This window comes from Brevundimonas lutea (genome assembly GCF_003704105.1).
Lineage (GTDB): Bacteria > Pseudomonadota > Alphaproteobacteria > Caulobacterales > Caulobacteraceae > Brevundimonas > Brevundimonas lutea.
Map to the genome: position 1 here is coordinate 450,257 of NZ_QUOQ01000003.1, position 21,013 is coordinate 471,269.

At 68.1% G+C, this 21,013-nt stretch carries 19 protein-coding genes and 1 pseudogene; 3 read left to right on the plus strand and 17 right to left on the minus strand.

Annotation, left to right across the window (positions count from 1 at the left end; all coding sequences use genetic code 11):
- The first annotated feature begins 1 nt into the window (after nt 1).
- Together mazG and EES48_RS06165 are read left to right on the plus strand one after the other, a co-directional pair.
- Nucleotides 2-805 (plus strand): nucleoside triphosphate pyrophosphohydrolase, encoded by an 804-nt coding sequence (mazG, locus tag EES48_RS06160; RefSeq protein ID WP_122465491.1) that lies wholly within the window; start codon nt 2-4, stop codon nt 803-805.
- Nucleotides 802-1,485: an HAD family hydrolase gene (locus EES48_RS06165; protein ID WP_122465492.1), complete on the plus strand. Its 684-nt coding sequence runs from the start codon at nt 802-804 to the stop codon at nt 1,483-1,485. Before mazG ends, EES48_RS06165 begins: the two co-directional genes overlap by 4 nt.
- Here the strand turns inward: EES48_RS06165 and EES48_RS06170 are convergent.
- From EES48_RS06170 to chrA, 17 genes and pseudogenes are all read right to left on the minus strand, one after another.
- Nucleotides 1,482-3,269 carry a hypothetical protein gene (locus EES48_RS06170; protein ID WP_122465493.1) on the minus strand — a complete coding sequence of 596 codons (1,788 nt, stop codon included), beginning with the start codon at nt 3,267-3,269 and terminating at the stop codon, nt 1,482-1,484. The two genes, EES48_RS06165 and EES48_RS06170, sit on opposite strands and share 4 nt — an antisense overlap.
- Nucleotides 3,270-3,306: 37 nt before the next feature.
- Entirely contained in the window at nt 3,307-4,515 is a 1,209-nt protein-coding gene (gene lpxB / locus EES48_RS06175; protein WP_122465494.1) for a lipid-A-disaccharide synthase, read from the minus strand.
- The gene (gene lpxI / locus EES48_RS06180; protein WP_122465495.1) at nt 4,512-5,363 is read right to left on the minus strand and encodes a UDP-2,3-diacylglucosamine diphosphatase; all 852 of its coding nucleotides are present in this window, start codon (nt 5,361-5,363) and stop codon (nt 4,512-4,514) included. The genes lpxB and lpxI overlap by 4 nt, the downstream gene beginning before the upstream one ends.
- Nucleotides 5,360-6,148: an acyl-ACP--UDP-N-acetylglucosamine O-acyltransferase gene (gene lpxA, locus EES48_RS06185; RefSeq protein ID WP_122465496.1), complete on the minus strand. Its 789-nt coding sequence runs from the start codon at nt 6,146-6,148 to the stop codon at nt 5,360-5,362. Before lpxA ends, lpxI begins: the two co-directional genes overlap by 4 nt.
- A 2-nt stretch (nt 6,149-6,150) precedes the next feature.
- Entirely contained in the window at nt 6,151-6,621 is a 471-nt protein-coding gene (gene fabZ / locus EES48_RS06190) for a 3-hydroxyacyl-ACP dehydratase FabZ (protein ID WP_122465497.1), read from the minus strand.
- Nucleotides 6,618-7,631 (minus strand): UDP-3-O-(3-hydroxymyristoyl)glucosamine N-acyltransferase, encoded by a 1,014-nt coding sequence (gene lpxD, locus EES48_RS06195; protein ID WP_122465498.1) that lies wholly within the window; start codon nt 7,629-7,631, stop codon nt 6,618-6,620. The genes fabZ and lpxD overlap by 4 nt, the downstream gene beginning before the upstream one ends.
- Nucleotides 7,632-7,650: 19 nt before the next feature.
- Nucleotides 7,651-8,253, minus strand: a complete 603-nt coding sequence (locus EES48_RS06200) for an OmpH/Skp family outer membrane protein (protein WP_122465499.1) — start codon at nt 8,251-8,253, stop codon at nt 7,651-7,653.
- A 14-nt stretch (nt 8,254-8,267) separates the two neighbouring features.
- Entirely contained in the window at nt 8,268-10,580 is a 2,313-nt protein-coding gene (gene bamA / locus EES48_RS06205) for an outer membrane protein assembly factor BamA (protein WP_122465720.1), read from the minus strand.
- A 338-nt stretch (nt 10,581-10,918) separates the two neighbouring features.
- The gene (rseP, locus tag EES48_RS06210) at nt 10,919-12,133 is read right to left on the minus strand and encodes an RIP metalloprotease RseP (RefSeq protein ID WP_122465500.1); all 1,215 of its coding nucleotides are present in this window, start codon (nt 12,131-12,133) and stop codon (nt 10,919-10,921) included.
- A 38-nt stretch (nt 12,134-12,171) separates the two neighbouring features.
- Entirely contained in the window at nt 12,172-13,368 is a 1,197-nt protein-coding gene (gene dxr, locus EES48_RS06215) for a 1-deoxy-D-xylulose-5-phosphate reductoisomerase (protein ID WP_122465501.1), read from the minus strand.
- Nucleotides 13,368-14,180, minus strand: coding sequence for a phosphatidate cytidylyltransferase (locus EES48_RS06220; RefSeq protein ID WP_122465502.1), 813 nt, complete (start codon nt 14,178-14,180; stop codon nt 13,368-13,370). Before EES48_RS06220 ends, dxr begins: the two co-directional genes overlap by 1 nt.
- Nucleotides 14,177-14,956 carry a polyprenyl diphosphate synthase gene (uppS, locus tag EES48_RS06225; protein ID WP_122465503.1) on the minus strand — a complete coding sequence of 260 codons (780 nt, stop codon included), beginning with the start codon at nt 14,954-14,956 and terminating at the stop codon, nt 14,177-14,179. Before uppS ends, EES48_RS06220 begins: the two co-directional genes overlap by 4 nt.
- A 25-nt stretch (nt 14,957-14,981) precedes the next feature.
- A complete protein-coding gene (frr, locus tag EES48_RS06230) occupies nt 14,982-15,539 on the minus strand; it encodes a ribosome recycling factor (RefSeq protein ID WP_122465504.1) in 558 nt (185 codons plus the stop codon).
- A gap of 35 nt (nt 15,540-15,574) precedes the next feature.
- Entirely contained in the window at nt 15,575-16,300 is a 726-nt protein-coding gene (gene pyrH / locus EES48_RS06235; RefSeq protein WP_122465505.1) for a UMP kinase, read from the minus strand.
- Nucleotides 16,301-16,546: 246 nt separating this feature from the next.
- Nucleotides 16,547-17,488 carry a translation elongation factor Ts gene (tsf, locus tag EES48_RS06240; protein WP_122465506.1) on the minus strand — a complete coding sequence of 314 codons (942 nt, stop codon included), beginning with the start codon at nt 17,486-17,488 and terminating at the stop codon, nt 16,547-16,549.
- A gap of 300 nt (nt 17,489-17,788) precedes the next feature.
- Nucleotides 17,789-18,583: pseudogene (rpsB, locus tag EES48_RS06245) on the minus strand (30S ribosomal protein S2); the annotation flags it as partial.
- Nucleotides 18,584-18,756: 173 nt separating this feature from the next.
- The gene (chrA, locus tag EES48_RS06250; RefSeq protein WP_122465508.1) at nt 18,757-19,950 is read right to left on the minus strand and encodes a chromate efflux transporter; all 1,194 of its coding nucleotides are present in this window, start codon (nt 19,948-19,950) and stop codon (nt 18,757-18,759) included.
- A 129-nt stretch (nt 19,951-20,079) separates the two neighbouring features.
- Between chrA and EES48_RS06255 the strand changes: the two genes are divergently transcribed.
- Complete coding sequence (locus EES48_RS06255) at nt 20,080-20,943, plus strand: glycosyltransferase (RefSeq protein ID WP_162998047.1); 864 nt, start codon at nt 20,080-20,082, stop codon at nt 20,941-20,943.
- Nucleotides 20,944-21,013 lie beyond the last annotated feature (70 nt).

The following is a 21,013-nucleotide window of genomic DNA, read 5'->3' on the forward strand; positions in this document are numbered from 1 at the left end:
CATGACCCTGCCCGACGCCCCGCTCGACCGGCTGAACGCCATCATGGCGCGGCTGCGCGACCCCGAGACCGGCTGCCCCTGGGATCTGGAGCAGAGCTTCCAGACCATCGCCCCCTATACTTTGGAAGAGGCCTATGAGGTCGCCGACGCCATCCAGCGCGGCGACATGGCGGACCTCAAGTCCGAACTGGGCGACCTGCTGTTCCAGGTGGTCTTCCATGCCCGCATGGCCGAAGAGCAGGGCCTGTTCGCCTTCGACGACGTGGCCGCCGCCATGGCCGACAAGCTGGTTCGCCGCCATCCTCACGTTTTCGGCGACGAGACGCCCCACGCCGACGCCGTGTCCCAGAAGGCCCGCTGGGAGGACATCAAGGCCGCCGAGCGGAAGGAGCGCGCCCAGCACGGCGTGCTCGACGACGTCCCTGTGGCCCTGCCCGCCCTCGCCCGCGCCGCCAAACTGACCAAGCGCGCCGCCCGCGTCGGCTTCGACTGGCCCTCGACCGACGAGGTGTTCGACAAGCTGGAGGAGGAGGCCGCCGAGCTGAAGGTCGAGATCGCCTCGGGCGACCTCGAAACGGTGCGCGAGGAGGTCGGCGACCTGCTGTTCGTCCTCGCCAACCTGGCCCGCAAACTGGGCGTCGAGCCCGAGGACGCCCTCTCGGCCGCCAACGCCAAGTTCATCCGCCGCTTCCACCACATCGAGGCCGAACTGGCCAGGGACGGCCGCACCCCGGACCAGTCCGACCTTGCCGAAATGGACGCCCTGTGGAACGCCGCCAAGGCCATCGACAAGACGGCGACATGAGCGGCTCTCCGCCTTTCGACCTCATCATCTTCGACTATGACGGCGTCATCGCCGACAGCGAGATCCTGAACAATCAGGCCCTGTCCGAGATGCTGACCGCCCACGGCCTGCCGACCACGGTGGACGAGGCGCTCGAGGCCTACATGGGCAAGCGATGGCGCGACTGCGCGCCGGTGATCCGGGAGAAGCTGGGGCGCGATCTGCCCGACGAGATGCTGGTGGACTGGACCGCGCGATGCGAGGCCGCCGCCGAAACCACGCTCCAACCCGTCGCAGGCGTTCAGGACTTCGTCGCCGCCTGCGACGGCCCCATCTGCGTCGCCTCCTCCAGTCCGCCCGACTGGCTGGCCCTGGGGCTTCAGCGGTTCGGCCTGGCCGAGGCCTTCGGCGACCGCCTCTACAGCGCCGCTGTCCATGTCGAGCGCGGCAAGCCGCACCCCGACCTGTTCCTGCACGCCGCCCGCGAGATGGGCGCCGACCCCGCCCGCACTCTGGTGCTCGAAGACAGCACCGCCGGCGTTCAGGCCGGTGTCGCGGCGGGCATGACCGTGGTCGCCGTCTGCGCCGGAGGCCACATCCGCCCCGGCCACCCCGAGCGCCTGATGGCGGCCGGCGCCCATCATCGGATCAACGACTATGCCGCGCTGGCCGGGTGGCTCGGCGCCGAGCCCGAAGTCTAGCTCTCGGCCAGCATCCGCGCGGTCACGGCTGCGTCGGCGGCATAGGTGTCGGTCGTGGTGCCCAGCTCACCCGCCACCGCGATGGCTTCGGCCCATGCGGCCTGGGCGCGCGTCAGCAGCTCGTGGCGCCGCTCGCCCTGCGCCTGCTCGGCCTGAAACTGCAGCGCATAGGCTTCGCCCACCTTCGCATCGACCCAGGTCGCCGGCATCAGCTCTCGGGCCCCGCCCGCCTGGATGGCCCGATAGCGCGCCTCGGCCGCTTCGGCCGCCGCCGGGTCGCCGCCGATCCTCGCCTCCGTCATATCGAGCGACGCCTGCTCGAGCTCGACCCAGATCCAGTCCACGGGCGCCTGATCGCGATTGAACACCTCCCCCGCCTCCGCCAGGGCCGCCCTGGCCTCCACGAGGTGCGGCGCCCCGGCCTCACCTTTCAGGCGGGCGGAATATCCCAGCGCGCGCGCCAGGGTCAGGCTGAAACCGGCCCGTGACATCGCCGATTCCTCGCGCGTCACCAAGGCGAGGGACTCCCGGGAGTGCTCGGCGGCCTGATCCATCATCTCGGCGTCGCCGGCATGCATGGCCGCGCCGGTTTCAGCCGCCGCAAGCCCGTCCAGCAAATAGGCCCGGACGAAGGTGTCCTCTTGCGGCGCCTCCGCCACCGCGCGTTTGAACAGATCGATCGCGCCCAGGGTCTGGTCGTGCTCTCCATAGGTGGAGCCCAGATGTTTCAGGGCGTTGGCCCAGGCGTGCATCATCCTCAGCCGCGCTTGGGGGTCGGTCATCAGCGGCTCCGCCTCCGCATAACCTTGGATAGCTCTGACAACCGCGGACCGATCCGCCATCTCCTGACCCAACTGGCCTTCGGCATTGGCGACCAGGGCCCGCTGCCGCGCCCATTCTTCAGGTTCGGTGGCGCGATCGACCGACGCAAGAATTTCCCGGCGCAGTTCGATCAACTCCTGATGGCGCTGCCGGCTGGGGTCCAGCATGAGCCGATTGCCCATAATGGTTCCGTAAAATTCTCGAGCGCCCCGGTATCGCGCCATATCGGCCGTGGTGGTCAGGGGTATGGCCTGATCGCGCACCACCGCCAGCGCCCGGTCGAGGGCCGTCAGATCGACGGCGTGAACACCGTGGAACGAGAGATTCTCCGCCTGGTGAATGTAGAAATACAGCCGCGTATTGGCGTCGCCGGTCTCCAGCTCAGCCGCCTTTCCGTAAAGGTCGGCGGCCCCCAGATAATCGAACCCCGCGCGCCGCACCTGAGCCTGCTGCCCCAAAATCTCGGCCTCGCGCTTGGACAGGTCGGCGACACGGCCCTGAAGCGTTTCCCTGGCCGTGCCGAACTGGCTCGCGGCTTCGGCCAGCTTGGCCTCGGCGATCTCCAGCTCGCCCTCCTCGATCGCCGTCTGTGCCGCCTGGAGCAGAGGCTGAACCGCCCGAGCCAGCCGCATGGAATCCAGGCTGTCGAGTTCGCCTTCCAGCTCCGCGATTCGACTTTTGGCGGCGGAAAGCTCACCGGCCTTCTCATCGACCAGCTTGAGGATTTCATCGGTCGAACTGGTGGTCAGGCGCGCCCCCAGCTTCCGGGCGATGGACCGGACCGCGGCGGCGGAGGTGTTTCTCTGCGCCGAGATGCGCTGCAGCTGACCCTCCAGCTCCGTCAGTCGTCCACGCTCGGCGGCGCTGAGCGGCCGGTCGCGCATGGCGGGAAGCTGAGCCAGGGTCGGCGTCGCCGTAGCCGTCAGCGCCAAGGCGCAGGCCAGTCCGATGAGCACGCGCATGCCGACAGTCCCCCGTTCCGCGAGGACAATATCGTCGTTAGACGGGATGTCGAGCGCCGACTCCGCGCCGCGCCTCGTCGACCACACGCAGCACCGCGTCGGCCGCCAACCCCGATGGGTCCGCTCCGCCGCGGCCCATCAGGTCCAGCGCCGCCGTCTGGCGCACCGTCTGATCCCGCGCCTTGACCGGATCGTCCAGTAGCGCCGCAACGGCCTCGGCCAGCCGCTCGGGCGTAGCGTCCTGCTGGATGAACTCCGGCGCGATCCGCTGATCCGCCGCGACATTGAACAGGGTGACGTGCTTCGCGGTCACCAGCCGCTTCATCAGGGCGTAACTGAGCCCGTCGATCTTGTAGGCGATCACCATCGGCGCCCCGGCCAGCGCCAGTTCCGTCGAGACCGTGCCGGAGGTGGCCAGCGCCACGGTCGCGGCCCTCATGGCGTCGTGTTTTTCGTCCTCGCCGACGACGATCGTGTCGGACGCCCAGGTCGCCAGACGCGCGCGCAGATCGTGGGCGATGCTTCCGGCCGCGATCACCGCCACAGCCAGCCCCGGCCGCGTCGCGCGGATCCGCGCCACGGCCTGCTCATAGACGGGCGTCATGCGCGCGATCTCGCTGGGCCGGCTGCCGGGCAGAACCAGGAGCAGCGCCTGATCCGGCGCCAGACCATGCCGCGCCCGAAACCCAGCCGGGTCCGCGCCCGAGAAGTCCGTATGGACAGCGGCCGACCCGACCACCGTCGTGGCCAGCCCCTCCCGCTCGAACCACGGCGCGTCGAAGGCGTAGAGGGCCAGCAGGTGATCGACGCTGGCGGCCAGGGTCTTTGCCCGGCCCGGCCGCGAGGCCCAGACCTGCGGCCCGACGTATTTGATCAGTGGAATGTCCGGCCGCGCCGCGCGGATCGCCTTGGCCACCCGGATGGTGAAGCCCCAGCTGTCGATCAGCACCACCGCGTCCGGCCGCTCGCGCGCGGCCAGGGCGGCGGTCTCCGCCACCCTCCGCTTGACCCGGCCGTAGGCCCTGATCCCTTCGATCCACCCCAGGATCGACAGCTCGGTGATGTCGAAGGGACTGTCGATCCCCTCGGCCGCCATCTTCGACCCGCCGACGCCGACGAACCGCACGCCGTCGCCCAGCCGGTCCTTCAGCGCCCGCGCCAGCCCGGCCCCCAGCGCGTCGCCCGAGGCTTCGGCCGCGACCAGCATGATCGTCAGCGGCCGGCCCTCGGACGCCGTCGCCGTCATCCCGGCTCGCCCCAGACGAACAGGCCCAGGCGGTCGGCCGTCTCGATCACGCCGCGCCGATCGATGACGATCAGCCGCCCCTCGCGCCCGGCGATCCCAGCCAGCCCGGCCTCGGCGGCCAGGGTCACGGTGCGCGGCCCGATCACCGGCATATCGACGCGCAGGTCCTGAATCGGCTTGGGCGACTTGGCCAGCGCCCCCTTGCCCAGCCCCGGACGGCCGCGCAGGGCCTGAGGCAGACCCGCCACCCTCTCCAGCATGGCGTCGGTTCCCTCTTGGGCCTCCACCGCCAGCACCAGGCCGTCGACGACGACCGCGCCTTGGCCGATGTCCAGTTCGCCCGACTTGTCCGCGACGTGCAGGGCCTTGTGGACATCGCTCAATTGCACCGCCGTCGGCCGCACCGAGCCCAGCGCCCCGGCCGGCAAGGTCTCGCCGCCCAGGATGTCGTCGGCGCCCTCGACGGCGAACCCCTCGGCCTCGAACACCGACAGAATCTTCCTCAGCAGGGCGTCGTCGCCCCGCGCGGCGGCGGCGATGATGCCGGGCAGGACGGACGCGCCCTTCAGGTCGGGCTTCAGCGTCCGGAAATCCGGTCGGGACACCGTCCCCGCCAGGCACACGGTTTTGGCGCCCGACTGTTTCAGCACCTTCAGGATGCGGCCGATCTCGGCCATGCCGGTCTCGACGCCCGGCCAGCGGTTCAGGGCCGGATCGGCGAATCCCGCCAGACGGATCACCGTCAGAGACCGCCCCTCGGCCTCGCAGCGCGCGGCCACGGCCAGCGGCAGCGCCCCACCGCCCGCGATCAGGCCCAGATGCGGGCCTGGCTTTACGGCCCGGCTCATCCCTCGGCCGGCAGGCACAGCGGCCGCCGGTCTCCCGCCCGGATGAAGGCGACGATCTCCATGATTTCAGGCAAATCGGCGTAATCGCTCTCAACCCGGTCGATCCGGTCGGAGAAGACGCCCGCCCCCTCGAACAACTCGCGATAAGCCGCCAGCAGCCGGCGAATGGCGTCCTTGCCGTAACCCTTGCGCTTCAGTCCGACCAGGTTCAGCCCGTGCAGCCGCGCGTGGTTGCCCCAGGCCGAGCCGTAGGGAATGACGTCTCGCGTCACCGCCGCCAGCCCGCCGATCATGGCCCCCGCCCCCACCCGACCGAACTGGTGAACGGCGCAAAGCCCGCCCAGAAACACCCGGTCGCCGATCTCAGCGTGCCCGCCCAGGGTGGCGTTGTTGGCGAAGGTGACGGTATTCCCCACCCGCGCGTCATGCCCCACATGCGCCCCGGTCATCAGCATGCAGTCGTCGCCGACGCGGGTGACCCCGCCTCCGCCCGGCGTACCCCGATTCAGGGTCGCATGCTCGCGGATCAGGCACCGGGCGCCGACCTCCAGCCGCGTCGTCTCGCCCTTGTAGCCCGAGTGCTGCGGATCGCCGCCGACCACCGCGAAGGGATGAACCGTCGTGTCCAGCCCCAGCGTGGTGTCCTGAACGATCAGGACATGGCTGGCCAGCCGAACGCCGGCCTCCAGAACCACGCCCGGCCCCACGATCGACCAGGCGCCGACCTCGACCCCGTCACCGAGTTCGGCCGACGGATCAACCTGGGCTGTGGCATGGATGGCCATGATCAGGCCGCCGGCTGATCGACGGTCACCACCATGGCCATGAACTCAGCCTCGGCCGCCAGCTTGCCGTCGATGAAGGTCTCGCCCCGGAACTTGTAGGCGTCGCCACGGGCTCGGGTGACGTGGACATGCATCTTCAGCTGATCGCCCGGCCTCGCAGGTTTCCTGAACCGCACGCCGTCGATCGACATGAACATGATGACCTTGTCGGCCACCGCGACCTCAAGTGTCTTTGACATCAACAGCGCGCCCGTCTGGGCCATCGCCTCGACGATCAGAACGCCCGGCATCACGGGATCAATCGGGAAGTGACCGGGAAAGAAGGGCTCGTTGTGGCTGACGTTCTTGATGCCCACGATCGAGGTCGCGGGCACGAAGTCCTCGGCCTTGTCGACCAGCAGGAACGGATAGCGGTGCGGCAACCGCCGCATCACCTCGGCATAGTCGATCGCGGCCTGGGTCTCGTCGCTCATGCGTCCTTCGCTCCCTTGCGAGAGGCCTGTTTGGACACCCAGATCGTCTCGCGCAAGAACTGGCGCAGCGGCCGCGCCGGGTAGCCGGACCAGGTCTCGCCCGCCGGGATGTTCTGGAGCACGCCCGCTCCGGCCGCGACCCGCGCGCCCTCCCCGATAGCAAGGTGGTCGGCGATCCCGGCCTTGCCGCCGAAGATGACATTGTCGCCGCTGGTGACCGAGCCAGAAATCCCGGTGTTGGCGGCCATCAGATTGTTCCGGCCGATCCGGCAGTTATGCCCCACCATCACCAGGTTATCGATCTTGGTGTTCTCGCCGATGACGGTGTCGTCATAGGCGCCCCGGTCGATGCAGCTGTTGGCGCCGACCGTGACATTGTCCTGCAGGATCACCCGCCCCAGCTGAGGGATGTCGATCGGTCCCTGACTGGATACCGTTGCGCCGAAGCCGGGCTCGCCGATCCGCACCCCGGCCATCAGCGTCACCCGGTCGCCGATCAGGGCGAAGCCGATCGTGACGTTGGCGCCGATCCGGCAGTCTCGGCCGATGGCCACTCCGGGTCCGATCACGGTGTTGGCGCCGATTCGCGTCCCGCGTCCGATCTCCGCGCCCGCCCCGATGACCGCGCCGGCGGCCACCATGACGTCCGGCTCCAGCCGCGCCTCGGGATGAACACCGGATGTTGAGTCCAGCTCACGGGCCCTGTGCAACAACAGCGACGCGCGCGCCCAGGCCGCCTGCGGCTCGCGTGAGGTCAGCACCGCCGCGTCCTGCGGCGCCCGCTCGGCCATGTCGGGATGCAGGATCACCGCCCCCGCGCCGGTATCAGCCAGAGCCGCCACATGCTTGCGATCACCCAGGAACGCCACGGCATCGGGCCCGGCCGAGCCGAGCGGCGCCACACCCGCGATAAGCACCTCCGAATCGCGAACGACCTCGCAGCCCGTGCGGGCGGCGAGGTCGGCGACCGTCAGGGACGGCAGGGAATCGAAGAAGCGGGCGTCGGGCATGGACGCCCTCCTCTCAACCTCAGGGGTTCGGCACAGTGCCCGGCTGGCCACCCGCGGCGGCCTGGGCCGGCGGGGACTGGCGCGAGAAGCTGAGCGACGGCAGGGCGGCGTTCAGGCGCTCGATGGCGGTCTGGGTGATGTCCATCGCCGGGTTGAACACATAGACGCTCTCACGATCCAGCAGGATCGAGCAGCCGCGCTCCTGGTAGATCTGCACGATGATCGGATCAACCGCCGTGGCGATGGCGTTCAGCTGTTGGGCGCGCGTGTAGCGAAGCTCGACCTCGCGGGTCTGCTCCAGCTGTTGGGCTTCCTGCACGCGCTGCTGCAGCGCCTGGCGTTGCGACCCATCCGGATCACCGGCTTCACCGGCCTGCTGAATACGTTGCGCCTCGCTCTGAATGGTGGCGCCGTAGGGTTGCAGCTCGGCCTGAACCTCTTGCAGCAGGCGCTGCATGCCGGTGTTCAGCGACTGACCGGCGGCCGACTCTCCGAGCAGACGCTCGTTGTGGTACACGCACACACCGGTGAGCGGCGCGCCGTGGTTGACCTGGGTTTGCGCCTGAGCGGCCTGGGCGCCAAGGGCGGCAAGGGCCACGGCCCCGAAAATTGCGGTCTTCATAGTCGAAACAGCCTTTAGAACTGGGTTGAGGTCGAGAAGCGGAAGCTCTCCGTCTCGTCGTATTCTTCCGACGCCAAGACGCCGGCGAAGTCGAAGCGGATCGGGCCCATGGGCGAGCGCCAGTGGACGCTGAGGCCCGCCGAGGCGCGCAGACCCAGATCATCGACGATGTTCAGGTCCACCGTTCCGTTGGGGTTCAGTTTGAACCGATCGTCCAGATAGCCGAGCGTCCCCACATCGGCAAACAGCGATGTGCGGATGCCGTATTCCTCGGGAAGGCCATTCGGCACGGTCAGTTCGACGGTGCCGATGGCGTAGAAGTTGCCGCCGAGAGCATCGTTCGTCAGCAGGTCACGAGGACCGATGCCGGCGTTTTCGAAGCCGCGGAAGCTGTTGCCGCCCTTGAAGAAGCGGTCGTTGATGCGAACGGGGTTGCCGCCCCAGCCGGCGACATAGCCGAACTGCCCCTGAACGCTGACGATCCAGTCAGGCGTCAGGCCGTAGTAGAAGGTGCCGTCCAGCTCGGTCTTAACGTACTTCACGTCGCCGCCAATACCGGAGAAATCCTGGCGCAGGTTGCCGGTAAAGCCGCGGGTCGGGCGGATCGGGTCGTTCCGACGATCGATCAGCAGGGTGTAGCCCGCAACCGAGCTGATGGCCTCGCCCAGTTGCTCGCAAAGCGCCAGCGAGCCCTGACCGGAGCAATAGCCGGTCGGGACCACCACCTCGTCGTTGCGCAGGGTGTAGCGGGTCGCCAGGGCGGTGTAGCCGTTGATGGGGAACTGCAGACGCAAACCCGCGCCGGTGGTGCGATAGTCGAAGTTCGACACCTCGCGGAAGTTGAAGCGCGAGTGAAACAAGTCGAAGCCCGCGCGAAGGTCGCGGCCTAGGAAGCGGGGTTCTGTAAAGCGGAAGTCGATATTCTGTCGGATCGAACCCCACTCGACCCGCGCCACCACGCTCTGGCCACGACCGCGGAAGTTCGACTGGCTGACGCCGAGGTTCACGACGAAGGAATCGACCGAGGAGAAGCCGGCGCCGACGGACAGTTCACCAGTCGGCTGTTCGGCCACCTGAACCTGAACCACCGAACGGTCCGGCGCGCTGCCCTGGGTCTCGGTGACGGTGACATCGGAGAAGAACCCAAGCGCCCGCAGATTGTTGCGCGAGCGCTCCAGCAGGGTGCGGTTGAAGGCATCGCCCTCGACCAGCATCATCTCGCGGCGAATGACCGGATCGATGGTGGCGGTGTTGCCGACGATGTCGATGCGCTCGACATAGACGCGCTGGCCCTCGGTGACGTTGAAGGTCACATCGACCGTGCGGGTCTCAGGGTTCGCCTGATAGGTCGGGCGGATGTCAACGAAGGCATATCCGGCCGAACCGGCCGCGAAGGTCAGGGCGTCGACCGCGCCTTCGATCTTGTCCGATTCATAAAGTTGGCCCTCCTGGATCGGCAGTAGCCGGCGCAGGAAGTCGGCGTTCAGACGATCGTTTTCGGTGACCACGGTGATGTCGCCGAAGTTGTAGCGCTCGCCTTCGTCGACCGTCACCGAGATCAGGAAGTCCTCCAGCGACGGCGAGAGCTCGGCCACCGCCGAGACGATGCGGAAGTCGTAATAGCCGCGGTTAGTGTAGAAAGTCCGGAGTTGCTCGCGATCATACTCCACCCGGTTCGGGTCATAGTTGTCATTCGAGCTGAACAGACGCCACCAGCGCGACTGCTTGGTGACCATCACTTCGCGCAGTTCGGAATCGGAAAACCCCTCGTTGCCGAGGAAGCTGATGGCGCGGACGCCCGTCTGCGGGCCCTCGTCGATCTCGAACACCAGATCCACGCGGTTCTGATCCAGCTCGACCAGCTTGGGCGTCACGGTGGCGGAGATGCGGCCGGTCAGGCGATAGGCCTCGACGATCGCCTGCACGTCTTCCTGGACGCGAGCGCGTGTGAAGATGCCGCGCGGCCGGATTGTGACTTCCTCGCGCAGACGCTCCTCGTTGAGCGCCGAGTTGCCCTCGAACACCACCTGGTTGATCACCGGGTTCTCGGCCACCTCGACGATCAGGTCGCCGTTCTGGAGGCCGATCTGGACGTTGGAGAACAGCTGGGTGCGCTGCAGGGTGCGGACCGCCACGTCCAGGGTCACCGGATCGACCGTGTCGCCCGGCTGGATGGGCAGATAGGACAGGATGGTGGTTTGATCGACGCGCTGGTTGCCGCGCACCAGAATGCGGGTGACCGTGCCGGTGTTGGGCGCGGGCGCGACAGCCTGACCTGTGACCGGGGCGGCGGGAGTTTGCGAGCCCGGCGCCGCAGTCTGCCCCATCGGGGCGGGCGCGATGTCCGGCAGAGGCGGATCACCCAGGGTCTCGGTCGCCGGCGACGGCAGCGCCGACTCGGCGTCGGGCTGGGAGTCCTGAGCGGGCACGGGGGTCGCTGGCGCGGGCGCGGGGGCCGTCTGCTCCGGCTGCGTTTCGTACGGCGGCTGCGGCGTGGAGGGCACGGTCGGCAGCGGCTGGGTCTGGGCCCATGTGGGTCCGGCCAGGCTGGCGGCCACGATCAGCGCGAGCGCGCTCGGCGCCGCCAGGCGGCCGCGCGGGCGGAAGGACAGGCGCTGGGAAGACAGGATCATACGGGAAACCATCGCGGGCTGGCGTCGGCTCATCAGGCGAGCCCGCCGAGGAATTGGAACAGGCTGAGCTTTTGCAGGTCGTTCCAGGTCGCGAACAACATCAAACACACCAGCAAAGCAAGACCGACACGGTAGCTCATCTCCTGAACGCGGGCCGCCACTGGCTTTCTCGCCACGGCTTCGTAGCCGTAGAACAGCAGGTGACCGCCATCGAGCACGGGGATGGGCAACAGGTTTAGAAAGCCGATTCCGACCGAAAGTATGGCGGCGAGCTGAAGCAGGTTCAGCGCGACGTTGGCGGCCTGCAGGCTGGGGACTTCGGTCTGGGCCGCCGCCTGGCGCGCCACGTCGCCCGAAGCCTTGGCGATTCCGATCGGCCCGGACAGCTGATCGCCCGACTCCCGGCCGGTCACGATCCGCCCAAGATAGGTCAGGGTGGTGTCGAGGATCACCACCACCTGATCTGTGCCCTTGGCCACGGCCTCAACGGGGTTGTAGCGGACATGGGTGACTTCCGCGCGCACGACACCCAGGGCCGCGCCGATCGTGCCGACCCGGGCTCGACCCGCCAGCGGATCGTCGATCACCGCGCGCGTTGGCGTCACCGTCAGCAGCAGAGGCTCTCCGGCCCGGTCGATCGCCAGGCGCAGCGGCGAGCCGGCGTTCAGACGCACCTCTCGGATCACATCCTGCGGCCCCTCGACCTCGCGGCCGTCGACGCTGACGATCCGGTCGCCGATCTGGAGGCCGGCCTGGGCCGCGGGACTGCCGGCGGTCACCTCGGCGACGCGCGGCGGCTGGATATAGACTCCAACGACGCTGAACAGGGCCGTGAACAGCGCCACCGCCAGGATGAAGTTCGCGATCGGTCCGGCGGCGACGATGATCGCCCGCTGCCAGATCGGCTTGAAATGGAAATAGTCGCCCAAGGCCGCCGGTCCTTCAGCGGCGACGATGCGGCCCTTGAGCTCGTCCAGGCCCGCCTGGTCCGGCACGCTCGAAGCGTCCAGATCGCCGGCGAACTTGACGTAGCCGCCCAGGGGCAGCCAGCCGACGCGCCATTCCGTCCCGTGGCGGTCTGTACGCTTCAGGATGGACTTGCCGAAACCGAGCGCGAAAGCGTCGATCCGGGTCCGAAAGGCCCGCGCCGCCCAGTAGTGGCCGAGCTCATGGATGGTGATGACCAGGGTCAGCACCAGGGTGAAGGGCAGGATGTACAGCAGGACGCCGCCAATCGCGTTAAGCATGCCGAACCCGAGCCCTCCCTAAATCAAGGCCGCGGGGGTCAGGCCGCAAGCGCCAGGCGACGCACGACTTCCCCCGAGACGCGCCGCGCCTCCGCATCCAGCGAGAGGGCCTGGACGCAGGCGTCCCTCCCCTCGCCCGACATCGGAGACGCCGCGAGCCTGTCGAGGGTTTCGGCGACGACTGCGGCAATATTGAGAAAGCCCAGGCGCCGGTCAAGGAAGGCCAGCACCGCGACCTCATTGGCGGCGTTGAAGACGGTGGTGGCCCCCTGCCCCGCCGCCAGCGCCGCGCGGGCCAGGCCCAGCGCCGGAAAGCGCTCTAGATCGGGCGCTTCGAAGGTCAGCCGGCCAATGGCGGCAAGGTCAAGGCGCGGCGCCGGCCAGGCCAGACGCTCGGGCCAGCTGAGGGCGCAGGCGATCGGCGTCTTCATGTCAGGCGGCCCCATCTGGGCCAGGCTGGAACCGTCAACCATCTCAACCAGGCTGTGGATGATCGATTCGGGATGGACCACGACATCGACCTGCTCGGCGTTCAGCCCGAAGAGATAGGCCGCCTCGATCAGCTCCAGACCCTTGTTCGCCAGGGTGGCGCTGTCGACCGAGATCTTGGCCCCCATCGACCAGTTGGGATGGGCCACGGCCTGCTCGGGCGTGATCGCCGCCATATGCTCGCGCGGCAGGGTTCTGAACGGCCCGCCAGACGCGGTGAGGACGACGCGCGCCACGCCTTCGGGCCGATCATGCGGAAACACCTGGAAGATCGCCGAATGCTCGGAATCGACTGGGATCAAACGGCCGCCGGCGGCCCGCACCCGCTCGATCAGGCCCGGACCGCAGCACACCAGGCTCTCCTTGTTGGCCAAGGCCAGGGTCGCGCCCGTGCCCGCCGCCGCCCAGGCCGAGGCCAGGCCGGCCGAGCCGACGATTGACGCCATGATCCAGTCCGCCGGACGCGTCGCGGCCTCGATCACCGCCTCGGGCCCCGCCGCGACCTCGCAATCGAGATCCACAACGGCGTCCCGGAGCTCATTCAGCCTGTCCGGGTCGGCCGTGACCACCAGCGCGGGCCGCCAGCGCCGCGCCTGTTCAGCCAGCCGGGTCACATTGCCGGCGCCCGTCAACGCCTCGACCGTGAAGGCGCCCGACCCGGCGCGCTCAGCCTGATCCATCAGATCGAGAGTCGAGACCCCGACCGACCCCGTCGATCCCAGCACGGACACGCGGCGGCGCAACATCAGCCCACGCCCGAATAGAACAGCACGGCCCGCGCGGCGGCCAGCACCACGATGGCGAACATCAGCCCGTCGACCCGGTCCAGCAGGCCGCCATGACCGGGGATCAGAGCCCCCGAATCCTTCACTCCGAACCGTCGTTTCAGCGCCGATTCCCACAGGTCGCCGCCCATGGTGGCCAGGGCCGCGAGGAAGCCTACCGCCGCGCCCCAGGCCGGCGTCAGGCCGCTCAGCTCAAGCCACACCGCCGACAGGGCGCCCGCTGCCGTGCCCGCGATCAGACCGCCGACGAAACCGGCCCAGGTCTTGTTGGGCGAAAAGCGCGGCCACAGCTTGGGGCCTTTCAGCAGGCTGCCCGTCACGAAGGCCATAACGTCGGCCGACCAGGCCACCGCGAACAGGAACACCGTCCAGCCTAGGCCGTCCGGCATCTCCCGCAGCCAGATGACCAGCAGCGCCGGCCAGCCGATATAGAGCACGCCATAGGAAGCGTCGGTGCCGGACTGGCCCTGACGGCGCGCGAACAGGGCCGCGGCTCCGGCGGCCACGACCATGACCACCAAGGCGGTGGACAGCCTCCCGAACTGCACCACCAGGATTGTCGCTATCAGAGCCGCGCCCACGGCCCAGGCCACGGCGCGATAGTGGCGCGGCGCGCTCATCAGCGCCCATTCGATCGACAGCAGGATGACCGCCGCCACCATGACGGCGAAGAACCACATCCCGCCCAGCCACGCGGCGGCCACGGCGGCGGGCGCCAGCACCACCGCCGAGGCCGTGCGCACCCCGATATTGCCAGCCAGCAACGCCGTCATGCGGGCGCCGCGACGGCCGCCGCCGGCGGCCGTCCGCCGAAGCGCCGCTCCCGGTCACGATAGCGGGCCACCGCCTCGGCCAGGGCCTCGCGGCCATAGTCGGGCCAGAGGATGTCCTGAAACACCAGTTCGGCGTAGGCCGCTTCCCACAACAGGAAGTTCGACAGCCGCATCTCGCCCGAGGTGCGCACCACCAGATCCAGCGGTGGCGAGCCTTGGGTGGACAGCAGGTCGCCAAACCCCGCCTCGTCGATCTCGGGACCGGCTTCGCCCGCCAGAACCCGCTCGGCGTGGCGACGCGCGGCGTCGACCAGATCGGCGCGGCCGCCATAGTTGAAGGCGACCTGCAATCGAAAGCGCGTATTGCCCTCGGTCAAACGCTCGGCCCGCTCGATCATGGCGGCGATGTCGGCCGGTACGCCGGTGCGACGGCCCAGAACACAGACCTTGACCCCCTCGCGGTGCAGCCGCTGGAGGTCGGAATCGACGAAGGCGCGGACCATGCCCATCAGGTCCGAGACCTCCTCGGCGGAGCGACGCCAATTCTCGGTCGAGAAGCCGAACACCGTCAGGCAGCGCACCCCGACTTCCGGCGCGGCCTTCACCGTCCGTTTCAGGGCCTCGACCCCGGCGCGGTGACCGGCGGCGCGCGGCAGGCCGCGCTTGGTCGCCCAGCGCCCGTTGCCGTCCATGATGATGGCGACATGAGCGGGACCGAGGGCGGCTGGTCCGTCCGTGGACGGCGCGTCCGGCGCGGGGCGGGTCTGGACAGGCATGGAGCGTTCCTTAGCGCGAAACGCCTCAAACCTGCATGATTTCCGCTTCCTTGGTCTTCAGCATCTCGTCGATACGCTTGATGGCGGCGTCGGTGTCCTTCTGGACCTCGGCCTCCATCTTCTTCTGTTCGTCCTGGCTGATGTCGCCGGCCTTCTCGGCCTTTTTCAGCTCTTCGTTGGCGTCGCGACGGACGTTGCGCACGGCGATCTTCTGCTGTTCGGCGTATTTGCCGGCCAGCTTCACCAAGTCCTTGCGCCGCTCCTCGGTCAGGGGCGGGATTGGAATGCGCAGCATCTGGCCGTCGACGATGGGGTTCAGGCCCAGGCCGGCGGCGCGGATCGCCTTCTCGACCGAGACCACCATGCCCTTGTCCCAGACATTGACCGAGATCATGCGCGGCTCGGGCACGCTGATCGCCGCCACGGCGTTCAGCGGCGATGTCGAGCCATAGGCCTCGACCTGAACGGGATCGAGAAGACCCGCATTGGCCCGGCCCGTTCGCAGGCCGCCGAACTCGTCCTTCAGGGCGCCGACGGACTTGTCCATCCGGTCGCGAAAGCTCTTGAGGTCGGGCTTGGCCATGGTCGTTTCCTTCGGGTCGTCTTCTTGGAGTTTAGTCAGCGAATGACGGTGAACGTGCCTTCGCCCGTCAAGGTTCGCCGCAGCGAGTCCTCGGCGCGGATCGAGAACACCACGATCGGGATCTTGGAATCGCGCATCAGGGCGATCGCCGAGGCGTCCATCACCTTCAGGTCGTTGGCCAGCACGTCGCGATAGCTGAGGGTCTCATACCGGGTAGCGTCCGGATCCTTCTTGGGATCGGCCGAATAGACCCCGTCCACGCTGGTGCCCTTGAGCAGGGCGTCGCAACCCATCTCGGCGGCGCGCAGGGCGGCCCCGGAATCGGTGGTGAAGAAGGGCGCGCCCACCCCGGCGGCGAAGATCACCACGCGGCCCTTCTCCAGATGGCGCAGCGCGCGCCGACGGATATAGGGCTCGGCGATGGCGGCCATGGGAATGGCGCTCTGCACCCGGGTGTCCACGCCGATCTTCTCCAGCGCCGCCTGCATGGCCAGGGCGTTCATGATGGTGGCCAGCATGCCCATGTAGTCGGCCGAGGCGCGGTCCATGTCTCCGGCGGCCTTGGATACCCCGCGGAAGATATTGCCCCCGCCGATGACCAGGCAAATCTCTATGCCCTCGCGCGCCACCTGGGCGACCGCCGCGGCCACGACGTCGACGGTCTTCATGTCGATGCCGTAGGCCTGATCGCCCATCAGCACCTCGCCGGAGACCTTGAGCAGCACCCGCCGATAGCGGAACTGAGGAGCGGCGTCGGTCATGCGTGGGGCTTCCCGGTCAGGCGGCGCGGATTCGGCCGCTCCTTATAAACAAAGGCGCCCCGGCCGCCAAAGCCGGAGCGCCTGACTGAATCTCCCCCCCCTTGGGGGAGGGCGGTCGCGAAGCGACCGGGTGGGGGCGCCCCGCTAATATCAAAGGCCAGAGCCGTATCATCGGCCCTCCCCACCCCGTCGCCGCTAGACGCGGCGACATTCCCTCCCCCGAGGGGGAGGGAGACCGGATCACGCTTACTGACCGGCCGTCATGGCCGCGACTTCACTGGCCAGGTCCGGGCCCTCAACCTTCTCGACGCCTTCACCCAGAGCCAGACGCACGAAGCCACCGATGTGCAGGCCGGGGTTGCCCAGGGCCTTGCCTTCGTCGGCGACCAGCTGCTCGATGGTCTGGTCCGGGTTCATGACGAACGGCTGCTTGGTCAGCACCACGTCCTTCTGGAACTTGGCGATCTGACCGTCGACGATCTTGGCGATCATGTTCTCGGGCCGGCCGTCTTCCTTGGCCTTCTCGGTCAGGACCTGACGTTCCTTCTCGATGGCGGCCGGGTCCAGGTCGTCGGTGTTCAGCGACAGCGGCGAGGTCGCGGCGACGTGCATGGCGATCTTGCGGCCCAGCTCGCGCAGCTTGGCCTTGTCTCCGGCGCCGTGCAGGGCGACCAGCACGCCGATGCGGCCGACGCCCGGCGACACCGCGTTGTGAACGTAGCTGGCGACCACGCCTTCATCGACCGACAGACGGGCGGCGCGGCGCAGTTGCATGTTCTCGCCGACGGTGGCGATCAGCTGGGTCACTTCGTCCTGAACGGTCTTGCCGGATTCCAGCTCTGCGCCGTGCAGCGCCTCGACCGAGGCGTGCTCCAGACCCAGCTGGGCGAATTTCTTGGCGGCGGTCTGGAACAGCTCGTTCCGCGCCACGAAGTCGGTTTCGGCGTTGAACTCGATCGCCGCGCCGACTTCGCCGGCGCCGACTTCCTTCGACGCCACGGCGACCAGGCCTTCGGCGGCGACACGGTCGGCCTTCTTGGCGGCCTTGGACAGGCCCTTGGCGCGCAGCCAGTCAATGGCCGCGTCGATGTCGCCATTGGTCTCTTGCAGGGCCTTCTTGCAGTCCATCATGCCCACGCCCGAACGCTCGCGCAGTTCCTTAACGAGGGCGGCGGTGATCTCGGCCATGTGTAGTCTCCTAACGTCTCTTATGCGGGTGCGGCCGGGCTGCGATCAGCCCGGCCGCATTCGATTTCGCCGGCGATGAAAGCCCGGTCGGGCTTAGACCGCGGCCTTCTCGGTTTCGACGGCATCGTTGGCTTCGGAAGTGGCTTCCTTGGCCTCGGCGTCGGCGGTCGCCGGCTCGGCGGCCGGAGCTTCCTCGGCAGGCTGCTCTTCAGCGGCGGCCTCGGTCGTCTCGGCCTTCTCAGCCTTGGCGGCGGCCTTCTTCTTGGGGGCCTCTTCCTTGGCCATCAGCTCCTCGGCGGCGCCTTCCGTGCCGGCGGGAGCGGCTTCTTCGGCGGCCGGGGTCGCTTCACGCAGCGCGGGCTCGGTCGGGTTCTCCGACGCGCCCAGGTCGACGCCCGAGGCCGACTGGCCGGCGGCCAGACCGTCCAGCACCGCGTCGGCGACCAGGTCGCAGTAGGTCTGGATGGCGCGCGCGGCGTCGTCGTTGCCCGGCACCGGATAGGTGATGCCGTCCGGATCCGAGTTGGTGTCCAGGATGGCCACGATCGGAATGTTCAGCTTCCGGGCTTCCTGGATCGCGATCGCTTCCTTGTTGGTGTCGATCACGAACATGATGTCGGGGATGCCGCCCATGCTCTTGATGCCGCCGAGGGACAGTTCCAGACGGTCCTTCTCGCGCTGCAGGGTCAGCAGTTCCTTCTTGTTGCGGCCTTCGCCGCCGGTCTCGAGGATGCCTTCCAGCTCGCGCAGGCGCTGGATCGAGCCGGACACGGTGCGCCAGTTGGTCAGGGTGCCGCCCAGCCAGCGGTTGTTCATGTAGTACTGGGCGCAGCGCTGGGCGGCCTCGGCCACCGGATCGGACGCCTGACGCTTGGTGCCGACGAACAGGACACGACCGCCCTTGGCGGCGACGTCGCGCACGGCGACCAGCGCCTGGTGCAGCAGCGGCAGGGTCTGCGACAGGTCGATGATGTGGATGTTCGAGCGCGAACCGAAGATGTAGCGGTCCATCTTCGGGTTCCAGCGGTGGGTCTGGTGACCGAAGTGCGCGCCGGCTTCGAGCAGCGTGCGCATGGAGAATTCAGGCAGGGCCATCTGCGTTTGTCCTTTTTCCGATAGGCCACCGCAGACGAAAAAGGCCCAACCCGGAAGTGGATGGAGCCCTCGGAACGGAGCGACCGGGATGTCTCCCCGACCGCGCCACGCCTGCGTGCGTGATTGCGGGCCGGCACATAGGCGAATCCCCCCGAGAACGCAAGCCGCAACGCCTACAGCACCGATGCCGCCCAGCCGATCAGCCCCGCGGTCGCCATCACCACAGGCGGCGCCCACTTCCCCTTCAGCGCCAACACGGCCCCAAGCGCGCCGATGGTGATCGCGGTCAGCAACAGCACCGGGCGCGACGGCGCCAGAACCGCCTGAGCCAGGTCGACCAGCGTCACCGCGATCAGCCCGACCACCGCCACCGTCACGCCTTCGAGAAAAGCATGCAGGCCAGGCCGGTCGACGATGGCCTCCAGCCGATCGTACAGAACCATCGAGAAAGCGAAGGCCGGCAGGAAGACGCCGACCGTCATCGCCACCCCGCCCCAGAAGCCCCCCGCCACATAACCCACGAAGGTCGCGAAAATGATCAGCGGCGCGGGCAGGATGCTGGCCAAGGCGACGCCGTCCAGGAACCGCGCCTCCGGCATCCATCCCGCCGAAACAGCGTCATCCCGCAGAAACGGGATCGCCGCGTAGGCTCCCCCAAAGGTGAGCAGGCCGGCCTTCAGTCCTGCCAGCAACAGCACCCAGGGATCGGCTGCGCCGAAGCCCGGCAGCCACCCGCCACCCTGCCCCACCGGAGCCAGACCCCAGAGCGCCGACGCCGCCACGGCCGCCAGTCCCACCCATCCAAGGCCCGGTCGGCTTCCGCGCCGCAAGGCCGCCGCCGCGCCGCCCAGCGGCAGCACCAGCCAGAACGGCGCGCCAAGGGCCGTCGCCCCGGCCGCCACGACCGCCAGGCCCAGATCGAACCGGCTCAGCACCGCATGCCGGCCAATGCCCCACAGCCCCTTGGCCACCAGAGCCAGCGCCGCCGCCTGGACGGCCCACAGCGCCGGCGCCGCCGCCGATCCCGCGATATCGAACCGCACATAGGCCCAGGCCATCGCCATCATCAGGATGAAGCCCGGCAGCATGAAGCCCAGCCCCGCCAGCAATCCCCCGATCCGCCCGCGCGCCGTCACGCCCAGATGCACGCACAGCTCATGCGCCTCCGGCCCGGGCAGAACCTGCATGACGCCCAGCAGCCGGTTGAACCGCTCGGAAGAGATCCAGCCTTCACGGTCGACCAATTCGCGCCGGACCATGGCGATCTGCGCCACGGGTCCGCCGAAGGCCAGACACCCAAAGCCGAGAAAGCGCAGAAAGAGGTTGCCCAATGAGACCGTGCTAGTGACGGGTCGTCGAGATTTCATGAGCTCCCTTGTCAACCGTCCAGCGCTTGACCGACAATGGCCGGGAAGCGCGCCGGTTCGCGGACTGGCCCCCCACAACTCACACAATCAGTCGAGCCCGCCCTGTGCAGGCCGCCTGAGGAAGGTCCTATGACGGATATCGTCGGCATCATGCGTTTTTCGGTCCTCTCAACGACCGAGAACCCCTTTGTGATCGCTCAGAGGAAATCCTTTGATGATCTGGCGGCCGAGGTGCTCGACCCCGCCCGCCTCGACGTCCGTTTCCGGCTGTTCGAGCATATCACTCTCCCCTCGCTCGACGCACAAACCCAAGGCGATTTCACCATCCTTCTGGTCGCGCCCCGACTGCTGCCACAGACCTACCGCGACCGGCTTGACGCACTGGCGGCCAGCCGTTCGTATCTGCACCTGGTCTATGCTGACGAGACCGACTTCAAGATGAAGGGGCTGCGGCCCCTCATCGTCAATGAGCTGGTCACATCCAAGGATGCCTTCACGACCTTCCGCATCGACGACGACGACGCAGTGTCGCGCAACTTCATCGAGCGGATTCGTCGATTCACGAAGCCGGAGTTCGAATTCTTCGGCGTCTCGCTATGCAACGGATATCTTCTGGATATTGGCGACGCCTCTCGAGACGTGCGACTGAAACACAAGATCTATCCAAATCTTGCGGTCGGTCTTTCGTACGTTGCTCGGCGGCGCAGGCCTCGCATCTTCTATGATGTCACCATCGGTCACGTCAAAATGCATCACCGAACCCCGGTGGTCACGGACGCTCGTAGCCCGGCCTACCTCGCCCTGACGCACTCGACCAACGACACCGGCAGTCAGCGCGTCCTGAAGTCTGAGTTCGCCGTCAGTCCAGCCGAAGCCCAGGCGACGCTGGATCGTGTGGGTTTCACGGTCGACCTTCCTGGATTGATGCGTGGTCCCACCTCGACACCCGCCGCCGGCGACCCTGAAGGAGGTCCCGGCGCCGCCTCCCAATGACCTAGCCGAGGGACATCTGTGTTCCTGTTGATTCGCCGCGCGTTTGGGGTGAGGTGAACAGCGAAGACGA

Excerpts from the sequence above, each read along its gene's own strand:
- tsf (WP_122465506.1), bottom strand. The coding sequence starts at position 17,488 with ATGGCCGAGATCACCGCCGCCCTCGTTAAGGAACTGCGCGAGCGTTCG.
- uppS (WP_122465503.1), bottom strand. The coding sequence starts at position 14,956 with ATGCCTGTCCAGACCCGCCCCGCGCCGGACGCGCCGTCCACGGACGGA.
- EES48_RS06200 (WP_122465499.1), bottom strand. The coding sequence starts at position 8,253 with ATGAAGACCGCAATTTTCGGGGCCGTGGCCCTTGCCGCCCTTGGCGCC.
- pyrH (WP_122465505.1), bottom strand. The coding sequence starts at position 16,300 with ATGACCGACGCCGCTCCTCAGTTCCGCTATCGGCGGGTGCTGCTCAAG.
- chrA (WP_122465508.1), bottom strand. The coding sequence starts at position 19,950 with ATGAAATCTCGACGACCCGTCACTAGCACGGTCTCATTGGGCAACCTC.
- lpxD (WP_122465498.1), bottom strand. The coding sequence starts at position 7,631 with ATGCCCGACGCCCGCTTCTTCGATTCCCTGCCGTCCCTGACGGTCGCC.
- bamA (WP_122465720.1), bottom strand. The coding sequence starts at position 10,580 with ATGGGGCAGACTGCGGCGCCGGGCTCGCAAACTCCCGCCGCCCCGGTC.
- EES48_RS06165 (WP_122465492.1), top strand. The coding sequence starts at position 802 with ATGAGCGGCTCTCCGCCTTTCGACCTCATCATCTTCGACTATGACGGC.
- lpxB (WP_122465494.1), bottom strand. The coding sequence starts at position 4,515 with ATGACGGCGACGGCGTCCGAGGGCCGGCCGCTGACGATCATGCTGGTC.
- frr (WP_122465504.1), bottom strand. The coding sequence starts at position 15,539 with ATGGCCAAGCCCGACCTCAAGAGCTTTCGCGACCGGATGGACAAGTCC.
- EES48_RS06255 (WP_162998047.1), top strand. The coding sequence starts at position 20,080 with ATGACGGATATCGTCGGCATCATGCGTTTTTCGGTCCTCTCAACGACC.
- rseP (WP_122465500.1), bottom strand. The coding sequence starts at position 12,133 with ATGCTTAACGCGATTGGCGGCGTCCTGCTGTACATCCTGCCCTTCACC.
- dxr (WP_122465501.1), bottom strand. The coding sequence starts at position 13,368 with ATGTTGCGCCGCCGCGTGTCCGTGCTGGGATCGACGGGGTCGGTCGGG.
- lpxA (WP_122465496.1), bottom strand. The coding sequence starts at position 6,148 with ATGGCCATCCATGCCACAGCCCAGGTTGATCCGTCGGCCGAACTCGGT.
- fabZ (WP_122465497.1), bottom strand. The coding sequence starts at position 6,621 with ATGAGCGACGAGACCCAGGCCGCGATCGACTATGCCGAGGTGATGCGG.
- mazG (WP_122465491.1), top strand. The coding sequence starts at position 2 with ATGACCCTGCCCGACGCCCCGCTCGACCGGCTGAACGCCATCATGGCG.
- EES48_RS06220 (WP_122465502.1), bottom strand. The coding sequence starts at position 14,180 with ATGACGGCGTTGCTGGCTGGCAATATCGGGGTGCGCACGGCCTCGGCG.
- EES48_RS06170 (WP_122465493.1), bottom strand. The coding sequence starts at position 3,269 with ATGCGCGTGCTCATCGGACTGGCCTGCGCCTTGGCGCTGACGGCTACG.
- lpxI (WP_122465495.1), bottom strand. The coding sequence starts at position 5,363 with ATGAGCCGGGCCGTAAAGCCAGGCCCGCATCTGGGCCTGATCGCGGGC.